The organism is Microbacterium psychrotolerans (assembly GCF_031085295.1).
Taxonomy (GTDB): Bacteria; Actinomycetota; Actinomycetes; order Actinomycetales; family Microbacteriaceae; genus Microbacterium; species Microbacterium psychrotolerans.
On sequence record NZ_JAVFWO010000001.1, the window covers coordinates 922,446 to 935,726 of the forward strand.

Sequence of the window (13,281 nt, forward strand, 5' to 3'; positions counted from 1 at the left end):
GGCCCGCACGGGTCTTCAGGCTATGCCTTCCACACCGTCTTCAGATTGCAGAACTCGCGCTGGCCAACGGCCGCGAGTTCGCGGCCGTATCCCGACCGCTTGATACCGCCGAACGGCAGCTCTTGGTACGACACCGTCATGCCGTTGACGAACACGGCCCCGGCGTCGATCTCCGCGATGAAGCGGGCCTCCTCTTCGGCATCCGTCGTCCAAACCGCGCTGGACAGGCCGAACCCCGTCTGATTGGCCAGGCGCAGGGCGTCCTCGTCGTCGCAGGCTCGGTAGAGCGAGGCCACGGGGCCGAAGGCCTCCTCCTGGATCAGGCGCGCGTCGTCGGGAAGATCGGCGATCACCGTCGGCAGGTAGAACCAGCCGTCGACGTCGGGGGCGCTCCCGCCCGTCAGGATCGAGGCGCCCTTGGCTCGCGCGTCCTCGACGAGTTCGGCGAGTTCTGCCCGACCGGACTCGGTGGCCAGCGGTCCCACCTCCGTCGCCGCGTCGAGCGGGTCGCCCACCGTGAGGCCGACCATCAGGCGCGTGAACTCGCGCGCGAACTCGTCGTAGACGTCGGTGTGGACGATGAACCGCTTGCCGGCGATGCACGACTGCCCGTTGTTGTTGATGCGGGCGCGTACGGCCGTCCGCGCGGCCTCCGCGACGTCCGCGGAGGCGAGCACGATGAACGGGTCGGAGCCGCCGAGCTCGAGGATGGCCTTCTTGATGTGCTGACCCGCCAGCGCGGCCACCGAGCGGCCCGCTGGCTCGGACCCCGTCAGCGTCACCGCCGCGATGCGGGGGTCGGCGATCACCGGCGCGACCTCGGATCCGCCGATCAGCAGGGTGCGGAAGGAGCCGGCAGGGAAGCCAGCGTTCTCGAAGAGGGCGTCGAGCGCCATGGCGCACTGCGGCACGTTAGAGGCGTGCTTAAGCACGCCGGCGTTGCCGGCCATGAGCGCGGGCGCAGCGAACCGGACGACCTGCCACAGCGGGTAATTCCACGGCATCACCGCGAGGATGACGCCGAGAGGCTCGTAGCGGGTCCACGCGCCGCTCGCCCCGACGGTCGTCGGATCCGCCAGCGGCGCATCTGCCAGGAACTCCTCGGCGTGATCGGCGTAGAACCGCATCGCCTTGGCGCATTTCGCGACCTCGGCGACCGACTGCCCAATCGGCTTGCCCATCTCCACGGTGATCAGCTCGCCCAGCCCCTCGGCGTGCTCGTCGAGGAACGCCGCCGCGCGATGCATCCACTCGGCGCGCTGGGCGAAGGTCGTCTGGCGCAGTACGGCGGCGGCGCGGTGCGCCTCGCCGATACGGGCGTCGACCTCGCCCGGGCTATGCGGCTCGAGGACCACCTCGGTCTTGCCACTGGTGGGATTGACGGTCGCGATCGTCATGCGGGAATCTCCTCCGGTCGGGTGTATCCGCTACCGTAGCGCGAATAGATACGAAACGTACCGTGTATGATGAGTGTGCCACGACGGCGACCACGAAGGAGTGACGCAGTGAGCCACGAGTCCGAAGTCCCTGCGCGGCCAGCGCTGTTCCTGGCGGACGCCGACGTGGAGCGGCTCGCAGACCTGCCCCGCGCCATCGCCGCGCTCAGCCGCGCTTACTCGGTCCCCGTCGACGAGCAGCGCAACCCCGGCCGCATCTTCGCCGATTCGGGCCGGGAGTGGATGCGCGTCATGCCCTCCGTGCCCGCCAGCGGCCGGCTGTTCGGCGCGAAGTCGATCAACGGCTCCTTCGCGGACGGCCTGCGCGTGAGCTACCTGATCTCCCTGTTCGACAAGGAGACCGCCGAACTGGTGGCACTCGTCGACGGCAACAGGGTGACAGGGCTGCGCACCGCAGCCACGACCGCCGTGGCGACCGAGCAGCTCGTGCCCGCGCGACCGTTGCGCGTGGGCATCATCGGCTCCGGATTCGAGGCGCAGTCGCACGCCGCTGCGCTGGCGCTGGTGGCCGAGTTCGCGTCGGTGACGGTGTTCAGCCCGACACCGGCCAATCGCGAGAGATTGGCGGCGGCGCTGTCGGACAGCCTCGGAGTTCCGGCCACGGCCGTCACCTCAGCCGAGGATGCCGTCCGACGAGCCGATCTGGTGCTGTGCGCCGCGCGCTCGCGCGACGAGAGACCGACGATCGCTGCGGAGTGGGTCCACGATGACGCGACCGTGGTTTCGATCGGCTCGACCACGCCCGCCCAGCGCGAGCTGCCGGCCGAACTCATCGCACGCGCCGCCGTGATCGTCGCGGACGGCGTGGACGAGGTCGTCCACGGTAGCGGCGACCTCATCGCCGCGCGCGCTGCCGGGGTCGATGTCGACGCGCTCACCGTGTCACTCAACGAGGTGCTCCTCGGTAAGCGATCTGTCGACCGCGGTCACGGCATCCGCGTCTACAAATCCACCGGTTCCGGCCTGCAAGACATCGTGGTGGCCGAAGCGCTCGTCGATCTCGCGCGCGAGCGCGGCGTGGGCACGCTTCTCCCGGTCGGCATCGTCACCACCCGCAAGTGAAAAGGAGCAAGGCACACATGGTCGACTACACGAAGAGCGAGGCCCGCGGCTGGGCGCGCGAGCACTGGAAGGGTGCGATCGCCGTCACGATGCCGTCGTACTCGGCGGATTTCGAGCGGGTCAACGACGACGCCATCCGGCACGACGTCCTCAAGCTCAAGGAACTCGGCTTTGCCGGCACGCTGCTGGTCACCGAGGTGAACATCACCCCCGAAGAGAACGCGCGCGTCACCGCCGTCGCGCGCGAGGCGGCCGGACCCGATTTCCAGCTCTTCTTCCACGCCGCCTTCAACACGCTCGAAGAGAACATCCACGCGCTATCGCTGGCCGAGAAGGCCGGTGTCGACAGCGTCCTTCTCTCGTACCCCACCGCCTTCTGGCCTACCTCGCTCGACGAGGTGTTCGACTACACCAAGCAACTGGCCGACTCGACTGACCTCGGCGTCATGCTGTTCGGACTTCCGGCGTGGGGTTTCGAACGTATCGACAACGCGGGGATGCCGGTGCCGTGGGTGCGCACCGTGCTCGACGAGATCCCCAACATCGTCGCCATCAAGGCCGAGCAGGGAAACCCGGGAATCCCCGGCGTGATGGAGATGTACCACCACTTCCGCGACGAGGTGGTGATCTCGTGCCCGATCGAGGGCGAGACCATCCCGCTCATGTCGGTGCTCAACTTCCAGTTCTCAGGCACGAGTAACACCAACTGGATGAGCGACTACTTCCCCCGCGCGTTCGAGCTCGCCCGCACCGGTCGCTGGGAGGAAGCCATGGCGCTGTGGTGGCAGGTGGCGCCGGCGCGCGCGGCCAACACGGCGATCCTCACCGGATCCGCGATCGGCACCACGGTCATCAACCGCACCGGATGGAAGTACCAGGAGTGGCTCGCCGGGTTCAACGGTGGAGCGCTGCGCGCTCCGGCTCCGCGCATCCCGGACCGCCTCATGAAGCAAGCACGCCAGGCCCTGATCTCGTCAGGGCTGCCCGTCACCGACCTGCCCGACAGCGAGTTCGTGCGAGGGCGCACGCGCGCGTGACGCCGGGTAGCCTCGCGGACGGCCCGCGAGGCTACCCGCGCCTGGTCGCCCGCGCAGTGCCGCGGTAGATAGCTACGACGCGGTCGGCGGTGACGACCTCGACGTCGACCACGGCGCGTCGATCGTCGTGGTACGTCGTGCGTGCGCGCGCGGTGAGGAGGTCGCCCGCGCGGCTCGGTGCGAGATACTGGATCGTCGCGTCGGCGGTGGCCGCGTAGTGCAGCAGGGTGTTGGCGGCCATGGCGAACGCCTGGTCGGCGACGGCGAAGACGACGCCGCCGTGGGCCATACGGTTGCCGTTCACCTGATGCGGGTCCACGGTCAGTGTGATCGTCGCCATCCCGGCGTGGGCTTCCACGATGGTCATGCCGAACCAGTTGAGCACCGGCTCGTCCGAGGTGAGTTCCCGGATGAAGGGATCGATTCTGCCCATCGTCAGTGGAGCCGCTCGACGACGAGGGCCATACCTTGCCCGCCTCCGACGCACAACGTGGCCAGGCCGATCTGGCCGTCGCGCTCACGCAGGGCGTGGATGAGCGTGCCCGCCAGTCGCACGCCGGTTGCGCCGAAGGGGTGGCCGATGGCGATCGCGCCGCCGTGAACGTTCACCCGCTCCGGGTCCAGCCCCAGCTCGCGCACGACGGGGACGACCTGCGCGGCGAACGCTTCGTTCAGCTCCACCAGGTCCACGTCCTCGACCGTCATGCCGAGTCGCGTGAGCAGTCGTCGCGTGGCCGCGATCGGGCCGAGCCCCATGATCTCGGGCGACAGGGCGCTCGCGGAGGCGCCGAGCACGCGGGCCAGCGGGGTCAGTCCCAGGTCCTTGGCGTGTTGCGCGCTCATCACCACGGCCGCCGACGCGCCGTCGTTGAGCGGGCTGGCATTGCCTGCGGTGACGGTTCCGGTCTCGAGGAACGCCGGGCTGAGCGCCGCCAGCTTCTCGAGTGTGCTGCCAGGGCGCGGTCCGTCGTCCTGGGTGACCGGAGTGCCGTCGGCGCGGGTGTGTGGCGCGATCTCGGTCGCGAAGAACCCGGATGCGATCGCGGCAGCCGCGCGCTGCTGCGAGTGCAGCGCCCATTCGTCCTGGTCGGCGCGCGACGTGCCGGTGGAGCGGGCGACGAGTTCGGCGGTCTTTCCCATGGCCACATAGACGTCAGGTGCGAGGCCGGATTCGCGCGGGTCCCGCCACCGCGTTCCGGAGGCGAGGAACGCATCCACTCGCCCGGCCGCGGCTTCGCCGCCGGGGTAGAGGTCGTGCGACACCGGGGGAGTGCTGCTGGTCGACTCGACCCCGCCGACCAGGTACGCGTCGCCGTCGCCGGCGCGGATGGCCTGCGCGGCGGTGGCGAGCGCCTGCAGCGACGAAGCGCAGAAGCGGTTGATGGTCGCTCCCGGCAGGCTGTCGTAGCCGGCCAGGATGGCGACTCGGCGGGCGACGTTGTCGCCCTGCGCGCCCTCCGGCACGGCGGTGCCCAGGAAGAAGTCCTCGAGGGCGGTCGCATCGACCTCCGGGACGTCGGCGAGGGCACCCCGCACCGCAGCCAGAGCCAAATCCTCGGGTCTCTCCGTGGCGAAGGAGCCCTTGCGGGCACGGCCGAACGGGGTGCGCCGGTAGGCGACGATCACCGCGTCGCGCGGTGCGGGGCGGGGCATCAGCGGACCGTACCATCCAGTATCATATCCGAATCGTACCGTATCGCTATTTGCGGAAGAAGTTGAGGGTCGACCCTGGGTGGCCCCGGCTCACCAACGGGCTCCTCGCCCCGACGAGGTCTCGCGGCCTTTCATGTCGGCGCAGACCGCAGCGGCGCGGGTGCGATCACGTAATCGGCTTGGTGATCCTTGTCTCGAGAGCTTCGAGCCGCAACGAGGGAGGTGCTGTGGTGGCCATACGACGTCGTGCCGGATGGAACCCCGGGCTACGAGAGAAGCCGCCGTGGGCACGCAACACTCGCCGGGTGCACATTCGGACTTGATTGGTCCGACTATTTGGCCACGAGCGTCGTTTCGAAGCTGTACATGTCGGGTCGATAGCAGTGGTGTCCGAACTCGACTGCGCGGCCCGAAGCGTCGAAGGCGACGCGCTCCATCGTCAGTACTGGACCGCCTTTGTCGACGCCGAGGAGCTCGCTCTCGTCGCCGTGGGCACGCCGGGCACCGATCCTCTGGTTGGCGATCCGAATCGCCACGCCGCGAGCGCGAAGGATCTGGTACAGCCCTCGCGTCTGGAGCTGTTCCGTGGTGATGTCGCCGAACTCTGGGGGGAGGTAGTTCTCGAGGACCGCGACAGCCACTCCATCGGTCAGGCGCTGCCGGCGTAGGTACACGATCTCCGAGCCGACCGGCACGCCGAGATGTTCGGCGACGCCGGCCTCGGCGGGACGTGTCTCGTGCTGCAGCACCCGGGTTCCCGGTTCGTGGGCCGCTGCGTGCACTTCCGCTACACCCGCAAGGCACGCCCGTCCGCCGCTGAGCCTGCACGCCTCAGGTGAGCACCATCTTCGCTAGGGATTGTCGACCCAGGCGGAGAGGGTGGTGACGGCTTTGCGGCCCTCGCTGGTGAGGACGTGGCGGTAGGGGTCGGATGCTTCGGGACTGCCGTGGCCGGAGACTCCGGCGGCGGCGGCCCAGGGGATGCCGGCGTGTTCGGAGAGTGTGACGTAGGTGTGGCGGAGCCAGTGGGTGGTCGCAGTGGGTTCGTCAATCCCCGCTCGGGTCAGCACAGCGCGGAGGTGGTCGTTGTCGTCGGTGTTCGTTCGCGGTGCCCCGTTGGGGCGGTGCCACACCAGCCCGTAGAGGTTCGTGCCGTCGTCGGTGTCGCGGAGCTTCCGGAGTTGAGTCACCACCGCAGGGGTGAGGGGGATTTGGCGGGGTGTGTCGTTTTTGGGGCGGACCAGCACGAGCCGGCCTTCGAGGGGGATGGCTTCGAGGGAGTCGGAGATCTCCAGGATCCGCTGTGAGCAGTTCCCGGCGCGGATCTTCCCGCAGGTCCCGCCGCAGCCGTGCTGGAAGGAGGCTTCGGTGAGCGACCAGGACAGTTCGGCGACGGCGTGGTCGAAGTCGATGTCCTCCCACCGCAGCGCCATCGCCTCGCCGCTGCGCAGCCCGGTGAGTAGGCCGAGCGTGACCCGGGCGTCCTCGACCCCGAGGAGCGTCCTGGCCTGTTCGCGGGTGAACGAGTCCTTCGCCTTCCCCACCCGGCCCCGGCGGGGAGGGGCGAGCATCGCCACGTTCTCGCCGCTGACCACTCGCTCGGACTTCGCGTACTCGAGCATGGTGACCAGGGTGCGGTGGGCGCTCGCGACGCTGGAGTACCCGGCACCCGACGCGCGGATCGCGGAGTGCATCCGCCGCACATCCGCCGGCGTCAACTCCGAGACCACCCGGCGGCCGAGGGAGGGGAGAACTTTGGTGCGCACGTTGGAGCGGTAGTTCGTGAGCGTCTTCGGCTTCGCCCGCTCGGCGACATCGGCCAGCCATGCATCGGCGAGTTCGGCGACCCGGGTGGAGCGGTCCATCACCATGCCGAGGGAGTCGCGCTCCCGGATCATGGCGTTGAGCTTCTTGACCGCCTCGTCCTTGCTCTTGGACATGCGGGCCTTCTGCAGCCGTTTCCCGGTGTGCTCGTCGAAGCCGACGTCGAGCACTGCGCGCCACATTTTGCGGGATTCCACCCAGTACAGGGCGCCCTGGCCATGCTCGCGGGACTTAGGCATGGCCGTCACGATAGCAACGGTGTACACAAACGTGTACACATAAGGGCGACGCCACAGCGCGCGCTGTGAGAAACCGAACGGCGGAGAACCGCGGAAAATCAATGCTCGTGAAACGCATCGAAGCCGCAGCGGTAGCTTGGGAAGCAGAAGTTCTGCCATTGAACTACAGCCCCGGACGCCGGATCCCGGCGCGTGGCAAGGATAACAGAGCGGATGCCGCAGGCACGAAGTCGCCGCATCCGTCGATCAGAGCGCTGCCTCGATGATGCGCGCGCTGGCGACCGCGCCGTCCTCGTCGGCATACGCCCGTTGCACGTCCCGGGCGACCGCATGGATGCCCGGGTCGGAAAGCACGCGGCGCACGGCGTCGAGGAACTCGGGCGATCCGACACGCTTCGGCGGGATCGCGATGGCGTGCCCGCGCGCCTCGCACATGCGCACATGCCAGGTCTGCTCGGGCTGCAGCCCCATTCCGACGAACGGGATGCCGGTGGCGCACGCCGTCTGGACGGTCCCCTGTCCGCCGTGGAGCACGGCCGCGTCGACGAGACCACCGAGCAGGTGAGCGGGGAGGAGGCCGGTGACGTGGACGTTCGGCGGGAGGTCGTCGCCGGGCTCGAGGTAATGGGCGATCGGCGCGACGACGTTCACGGGCAGCGCGCCGAGCGCGCGGGCCGCACGCAGCGCGAGTCCGCGGTGCGCCGGCGGCCGCAAGGGTACGGTGCACGCCGGGCTCCGGCATCCGTCATCGTCGTCACGAGCGTAAGGCCCGTCACGTTCGGTCAGTGAGGATGCCGCCCGGATAGGCTGGCTGCGTGCTGCTCAGTGACCGCGACATCCGGCTCGAGATCGACGCGGGACGCATCGGGCTCGATCCGTGGGACCCGGCGATGGTGCAGCCCTCGAGCGTCGACGTGCGGCTCGACCGGTACTTCCGTCTCTTCGACAACCACAAGTACCCGTTCATCGATCCGGCCGAGGATCAGCCCGAGCTCACGCGGCTCATCGAGGTCGACCCCTCCGAGCCGTTCATCCTGCACCCCGGCGAGTTCGCGCTGGGGTCGACGTTCGAGCAGATCTCGCTGCCCGACGACATCGCGGCCCGCCTCGAGGGCAAGTCGTCGCTCGGTCGCCTCGGCCTGCTGACCCATTCGACCGCGGGCTTCATCGATCCGGGGTTCACGGGTCACGTCACGCTCGAGCTCTCGAACGTCGCGACGCTCCCGATCAAGCTGTGGCCGGGCATGAAGATCGGGCAGGTCTGCTACTTCCGGCTCACCTCGCCCGCCGAGAACCCGTATGGGTCCGGCCCATACGGCAACCGGTATCAGGGTCAGCGGGGGCCTACGGCATCCCGCTCGTTCCAGAACTTCCACCGCACGAACGTGGGGGAGACGGATGCCGGGAGCCTCGGCGCCTGAACGCTCACGGCTCCTGAATCCTCAGGGCGTCTGCTCCACGATGCTCGGCTCGCGCGCGTAGACCTGCACGGTGGACCCCTCGAGCACGAACTGCAGCGACGTGCCCAGCGGGAACCGATCGCGCAGCGCTTCGGGCGACGATCTGACGACCTCCATGGATGCCGACGCCGGATACGACCGTGCGGCACAGCTCCCCGCGCCGAAACCGTCCGGCGGGGTCAGAATATAGAGACAGGTCTGCGCGCTTCCCTGTGCGACGGCCTGGGACAACGACAGCACGATGAGGCCGTGGAAGTCCTCGAAGACCCGGGCGTCGGCCTGCCGCGCCCCGAAGAACGTGTCCGGCCACTCGGCCCCGGAATCCTCGCTCAGGACGGCGACTCTGCCCGCCTCCAGGTTCTGGATCCAGAGCGACAGCCCCGCGCCGATGATCAGGGCGGCGACGACCGAGGCCGCCCACAGCACGGGCAAGCGGCGCCACCATGGCCGGGTGGGCGCGTCCGCAGACGCATCCGACGGTGGCGCGTCCATACCCGCGACGGGAGAGTCCGCCGCCGATGCGGCGCCGGAGCGCGCGGCCCCGGCGGCAGAACCGGCGGCCGGCACTCCGGCACCGGCCGGGGCACCCTCGGCAACGTCGTCCCGGTTTCCGGCCCCGGGCGTCATCGCCGCGCCGGCCATCGGAGCGGGTGCATGGGACCCCGGCGCCGGCTCGCCCGCGGTCGGGATGTCCGGGCGCACGCCGGCCCCGGCATCCCTCCCCGCCCCATTCCTCCCGGGGACCCCGGGCCGGCGGGCAGACGTCTCAGGCGGGCCAGCCTGCGCGGCCGCCGTCGCCGGCTCCGGCCGAGGAGCGGCGTCCGCTGTCGGCGCGGTCGACCCGGTACGCGCCGCCGAAGCCCGGGCCTCCAGCTCGTGCAGCCGCGCCAGCGCCGCGGGATCGGACTCGATGTCGGCATCCCGCCCGTAGGCGCGCGCCTGAAGAGCGCGAAGCTCATCCAGCGGCGGGTCGGTCGGCGTTGACATCGAGGCCATCCTTCCTCACGCCGGGAGCGAAGGCGATCCTGCGCCGACCAGTCGCGCATCGTGTCGGGCACCACGCTGGCCGGGGGATGTGCGGCGGGCGATCCCCAGATCGCCCGCCGCGAGACGAGCGCGCGCCCCCACGTCGCGCTCGTCCTGGAAACGGTCCCTGTCCCCACACGGGATTCCGCGCCCACGCTTACTGCATTCCGCAGTATAGGCTCGTTCGCGCCCCAAGCGGGATACCCTTTACGTCCCGTGACGGGAACCGATGCGAGAGGAAGGAGCACACCGTGGCCGACCGTGAACTATCGACCACGGGATACCTCATCCTCGGGCTGCTCGCCGACCACGACTGGTCGGCGTATCAGCTCGCCGAGCAGCTCGGTCGCGGTGTCGCGGAGCTGTGGCCGTCGGCCGATCGAGGCCGCTATGCCGTGCTGAATCGCCTCAGCGACGAACGCTACGTGCAGACCCGGCGGGAGCACACCGGCAAGCGGGCCCGGACGATCTACTCGATCACGGCGGCAGGCCGCGAGGCGCTCGCCGCCTGGCTGAGCACGCCCATGCGTCCGCCGACGCTGGAGTTCGAGGGCATGGTTCGGGTCCTGCTCGCGGATCAGGGGTCCGTCGACGACCTGCGTCGCACCCTCGCGCAGACGCGAGAGCAGGCGCTCGCGAACCGCGAGATGTTCGCCCGCTACGCCGCGTACATCAGCACGACCGGCGGAACCTTCCCCGAACGCCGTCACCTCTTCGCGCTGGCGAACACGTTCATGATCGGCCACTACGAGCACATCGTGGCGTGGGCGGAGTGGGCAGAGGCGCAGATCTCGTCCTGGCCCGACACCGTGAGCCCTGCCATCACGAACGGCGACCAGGTGCGCGAGATGCTCGCCCCGGGCCGCGACGCCCTGCAGGGCGACGCCCCCGACGCCTGAGGCCGCGGCGGACCCGGTACCACGCCGACCCGGTACCGTGCGGCGCACGCGGGACGCTGCGGCGCAGCCGGTACGTCGGGGACGGTGCGGCCCGGGCGGTACTGTGCGGCCCGGGCGGTACGCCCCGGACCGGTACGACCCGGCGCCGAGGACCGACGCCTCGGTCAGGGTCTGGCAGCGACACCCCGGAGCAGCATGCGAGCGCGCGGCCGACCCTGCGACTCACGGGTCGGAGCGCAGCGGCAGCTCCAGCTCGAACACGCATCCCGCGAAAGCGTTGCGGACGGTGGCGGAGCCCGCGTGCGCGTCGGCGACGCCGCGGACGATCGCGAGGCCCAGTCCCGCGCCGGCATCCGTCGGCCGGGCCGCGCTGCCGCGCCAGCCCGTCTCGAAGACGTGCGGCAGGTCGTCCGAAGCGATGCCGCCGCACGCGTCGGCGACCGCGATGCGGAACGCGCCGTCGCGCAGCTCCACGGTCGTCTCCACCGTCGTGCCGGGCGGCGAATGACGGATGCCGTTGGCCACCAGATTCGCCACGGCCCGCCGCAGCTCGGGCGCGGCGACCCGCGCACGCACGCCGGTCTCGGCACGCCCCGCCAGCGTGACGCCGCCGGCATCGGCGAGAGGACGCAGCGACGCCACGGTGTCGGACACGAGGTCGCCGACGTCGATGTCTGTGCGCTCCAGGGCGACCGACGGCGCCTGCAGGCGGGAGAGCGTGAGGAGGTCGTCCACCATGTCGCTCATCCGCTGGGCGTTGCGCTGGATCGTGGCGGCGGCGGCGGTGGTGTCGGGCAGCACCCCGTCATGGATGCCCTCGGCGGTCGCACGGATGCCGGCGAGCGGCGTGCGCAGGTCGTGCGAGATCCACGCGACGAGGTCGCGTCGCTGCCCCTCGACCCGGCGCTCCGTCTCGGCGGCCGCGGCGGCGCGCTCGGCGGCACGCGCGGCCGACTGGATGCGGGCGGCGATCACGATGCCGGCGGCGAGGGCGGCGGGCACGCTGGCCAGCAGCACGAGCAGCAGGCCGGTCATGTCGCCGGCGGTGAGGAGCATCGACGCGGCGCCCACGACGACGCCCACCGCGATCGACAGCACGACCACGAGCGGGGCGACGATGGCGGCGGCCGCCACGCGCACGCGGGCGAGCGCGAGCACCAGCGCCGCGCCCACGATGCCGGTCGCCGCCGCCGCGCCGGCGGAGAAGAGCAGTGCGTCGGTCGAGATGCTCATGAGGCGGCATCCCATCGATACCCGACGCCGAACACCGTCACGAGCCGGCGTGGCGCGGCCGGGTCGTGCTCGATCTGTCGCGCAGCCGACTGACGTGCACGGTCACGGTCGACGGATCGCCGAAGTCCCAGCCCCACACGTCCCGCATCAGGTCATCGCGGCGCAGGGCGTCGCCCGGGTGGGCGACCAGCCACGAGAGCAGGTCGAACTCGCGCACGGTGAGCGACAGTTCGGCGCCTGCCAGGTGCACTCGGCGGGCCCGCCGATCCACCACGAGGTCTCCATCGACCGCGACGTCGGGCAGCTCGGCGGGGGCGGACGCCTCCGCGGCGAGCGAGGCGCTGCGCCGCAGCACCGACTGCACGCGCAGCACCAGTTCCCGCGGGCTGAAGGGCTTGGTCACGTAGTCGTCGGCGCCGACCTCCAGCCCGCGGATGCGGTCGTCCTCCTCGCCCCGGGCGGTCAGCATGACGATCGGGAGCTCGGGCGACCTCTGGCGGAGCCGGCGACAGACCTCGAGGCCGTCGATGCCGGGCAGCATGAGGTCGAGCACGACGATGTCGGGACGATCCGCGACGACCGCCTGGAGCGCGTCGATCCCGTCGGCGGCTCGCCGCACGGTGAGACCGGCGCTGCGGAGGTACGCGGCGACGACGTCGCCGACGTCCTCATCGTCGTCGACGACCAGCACCGTGCTCACGTGGTCAGGATAGGTCTCCGTGAAGGCGCCTGCACCGGTCGAGGCCCCTTCCCGGCGGTGCGAAAGGACTTCGTAAGGACTCGGTGAGGACGCCGTCATGGAGTGCAGCGGAGGCCGCGCGTTGACTGGGCCCGTACCGGCCACCCGGCCGGGAGGAAGGTGGAATCCGATGATTCGCAGGAAGTTCTCGCGCGGCCGGCTGGCCGCCGCGGCGGTCGCGGTCGCGATCGGCGCGGTGTCGCTCACGACGGGAGGTGCCGCGTTCGCGGCGGGATCGGGCGGCGTCACCGACGACGGCGTCATCTACGTCGACCACGTCCTCTGGCGGACGGTCGCGACCCCGACCGACCTGTCGCACACGCGCGCGCCGGCGCAGTCGTGGGACGTGATCTACAGCCTCGGCGCCCTGCAGGCGAGTGTCGCCGAGGTTGCGCCGGGCGACCCCGGCTACAACGGCGGACGCTGGCAGGTGCATGCGGTGTCGGCACCCCACGGGTACGACGCCGCGCTGGCGTCGGGCGACCTCGACGGCGATGGCGTGCTGGATGCCGCGGATGAGGTGTGGGCGGCGCTGACCGCCGGCGACCTCGTCGACAACGGAGTCGTCAAGCAGTTCGTGTGCACGCTGAACCGCGTTCCCTAGCCACGGCGCCGGGCCGACCCCGAGACCGGCGCACCGTTCGACGCGGTG

The 13,281-nt window shown here is 70.6% G+C and carries 14 protein-coding genes; 5 read left to right on the top strand and 9 right to left on the bottom strand.

Going from position 1 to position 13,281, the window contains the following annotated elements:
- Window positions 1-20: 20 nt before the first annotated feature.
- Window positions 21-1,397 (bottom strand): aldehyde dehydrogenase family protein, encoded by a 1,377-nt coding sequence (locus Q9R08_RS04010; protein ID WP_308866536.1) that lies wholly within the window; start codon window positions 1,395-1,397, stop codon window positions 21-23.
- Between the two features lie 108 nt (window positions 1,398-1,505).
- On the opposite strand from Q9R08_RS04010, the gene Q9R08_RS04015 reads away from it, so the two are divergent.
- Entirely contained in the window at window positions 1,506-2,519 is a 1,014-nt protein-coding gene (locus Q9R08_RS04015) for an ornithine cyclodeaminase family protein (RefSeq protein WP_308866537.1), read from the top strand.
- 17 nt (window positions 2,520-2,536) lie between these two features.
- A complete protein-coding gene (locus Q9R08_RS04020) occupies window positions 2,537-3,556 on the top strand; it encodes a dihydrodipicolinate synthase family protein (RefSeq protein ID WP_308866538.1) in 1,020 nt (339 codons plus the stop codon).
- Between the two features lie 31 nt (window positions 3,557-3,587).
- Here the strand turns inward: Q9R08_RS04020 and Q9R08_RS04025 are convergent, their stop codons facing one another.
- The 5 genes from Q9R08_RS04025 to Q9R08_RS04045 all read right to left on the bottom strand — a co-directional run bounded on the left by Q9R08_RS04025 (window position 3,588) and on the right by Q9R08_RS04045 (window position 7,986).
- Entirely contained in the window at window positions 3,588-3,989 is a 402-nt protein-coding gene (locus Q9R08_RS04025; protein ID WP_308866539.1) for a PaaI family thioesterase, read from the bottom strand.
- Between the two features lie 2 nt (window positions 3,990-3,991).
- The gene (locus Q9R08_RS04030) at window positions 3,992-5,209 is read right to left on the bottom strand and encodes an acetyl-CoA C-acyltransferase (RefSeq protein ID WP_308866540.1); all 1,218 of its coding nucleotides are present in this window, start codon (window positions 5,207-5,209) and stop codon (window positions 3,992-3,994) included.
- 332 nt (window positions 5,210-5,541) lie between these two features.
- Window positions 5,542-5,991: a GntR family transcriptional regulator gene (locus tag Q9R08_RS04035; RefSeq protein WP_308866542.1), complete on the bottom strand. Its 450-nt coding sequence runs from the start codon at window positions 5,989-5,991 to the stop codon at window positions 5,542-5,544.
- A gap of 69 nt (window positions 5,992-6,060) precedes the next feature.
- Window positions 6,061-7,272, bottom strand: a complete 1,212-nt coding sequence (locus Q9R08_RS04040; RefSeq protein WP_308866543.1) for a tyrosine-type recombinase/integrase — start codon at window positions 7,270-7,272, stop codon at window positions 6,061-6,063.
- A gap of 246 nt (window positions 7,273-7,518) precedes the next feature.
- A complete protein-coding gene (locus Q9R08_RS04045; RefSeq protein WP_308866545.1) occupies window positions 7,519-7,986 on the bottom strand; it encodes a nucleotide disphospho-sugar-binding domain-containing protein in 468 nt (155 codons plus the stop codon).
- Between the two features lie 101 nt (window positions 7,987-8,087).
- Here Q9R08_RS04045 and dcd point away from each other — a divergent pair, with 101 nt between their 5' ends.
- Complete coding sequence (gene dcd, locus Q9R08_RS04050; protein ID WP_308866546.1) at window positions 8,088-8,693, top strand: dCTP deaminase; 606 nt, start codon at window positions 8,088-8,090, stop codon at window positions 8,691-8,693.
- Window positions 8,694-8,714: 21 nt separating this feature from the next.
- On the opposite strand, the gene Q9R08_RS04055 is transcribed toward dcd, so the two are convergent.
- On the bottom strand, window positions 8,715-9,719 hold the full coding sequence (locus tag Q9R08_RS04055) for a hypothetical protein (RefSeq protein WP_308866547.1): 1,005 nt from the start codon (window positions 9,717-9,719) through the stop codon (window positions 8,715-8,717).
- 290 nt (window positions 9,720-10,009) lie between these two features.
- Here Q9R08_RS04055 and Q9R08_RS04060 point away from each other — a divergent pair, with 290 nt between their 5' ends.
- Window positions 10,010-10,657 (top strand): PadR family transcriptional regulator, encoded by a 648-nt coding sequence (locus Q9R08_RS04060; protein WP_308866548.1) that lies wholly within the window; start codon window positions 10,010-10,012, stop codon window positions 10,655-10,657.
- A gap of 222 nt (window positions 10,658-10,879) precedes the next feature.
- Here the strand turns inward: Q9R08_RS04060 and Q9R08_RS04065 are convergent, their stop codons facing one another.
- Together Q9R08_RS04065 and Q9R08_RS04070 are read right to left on the bottom strand one after the other, a co-directional pair.
- Entirely contained in the window at window positions 10,880-11,890 is a 1,011-nt protein-coding gene (locus tag Q9R08_RS04065; protein WP_308866549.1) for a sensor histidine kinase, read from the bottom strand.
- Window positions 11,891-11,927: 37 nt separating this feature from the next.
- Entirely contained in the window at window positions 11,928-12,590 is a 663-nt protein-coding gene (locus Q9R08_RS04070; RefSeq protein WP_308866550.1) for a response regulator transcription factor, read from the bottom strand.
- A gap of 169 nt (window positions 12,591-12,759) precedes the next feature.
- On the opposite strand from Q9R08_RS04070, the gene Q9R08_RS04075 reads away from it, so the two are divergent.
- The gene (locus Q9R08_RS04075) at window positions 12,760-13,233 is read left to right on the top strand and encodes a hypothetical protein (RefSeq protein ID WP_308866551.1); all 474 of its coding nucleotides are present in this window, start codon (window positions 12,760-12,762) and stop codon (window positions 13,231-13,233) included.
- The last annotated feature ends 48 nt before the right edge of the window (window positions 13,234-13,281 follow it).

What these genes read in the sequence shown, in the direction of transcription:
- Q9R08_RS04055 (WP_308866547.1), bottom strand. Translation starts at nt 9,719, where the DNA reads ATGTCAACGCCGACCGACCCGCCGCTGGATGAGCTTCGCGCTCTTCAG.
- Q9R08_RS04040 (WP_308866543.1), bottom strand. Translation starts at nt 7,272, where the DNA reads ATGCCTAAGTCCCGCGAGCATGGCCAGGGCGCCCTGTACTGGGTGGAA.
- Q9R08_RS04020 (WP_308866538.1), top strand. Translation starts at nt 2,537, where the DNA reads ATGGTCGACTACACGAAGAGCGAGGCCCGCGGCTGGGCGCGCGAGCAC.
- Q9R08_RS04010 (WP_308866536.1), bottom strand. Translation starts at nt 1,397, where the DNA reads ATGACGATCGCGACCGTCAATCCCACCAGTGGCAAGACCGAGGTGGTC.
- Q9R08_RS04025 (WP_308866539.1), bottom strand. Translation starts at nt 3,989, where the DNA reads ATGGGCAGAATCGATCCCTTCATCCGGGAACTCACCTCGGACGAGCCG.
- Q9R08_RS04065 (WP_308866549.1), bottom strand. Translation starts at nt 11,890, where the DNA reads ATGAGCATCTCGACCGACGCACTGCTCTTCTCCGCCGGCGCGGCGGCG.
- Q9R08_RS04030 (WP_308866540.1), bottom strand. Translation starts at nt 5,209, where the DNA reads ATGCCCCGCCCCGCACCGCGCGACGCGGTGATCGTCGCCTACCGGCGC.
- Q9R08_RS04075 (WP_308866551.1), top strand. Translation starts at nt 12,760, where the DNA reads ATGATTCGCAGGAAGTTCTCGCGCGGCCGGCTGGCCGCCGCGGCGGTC.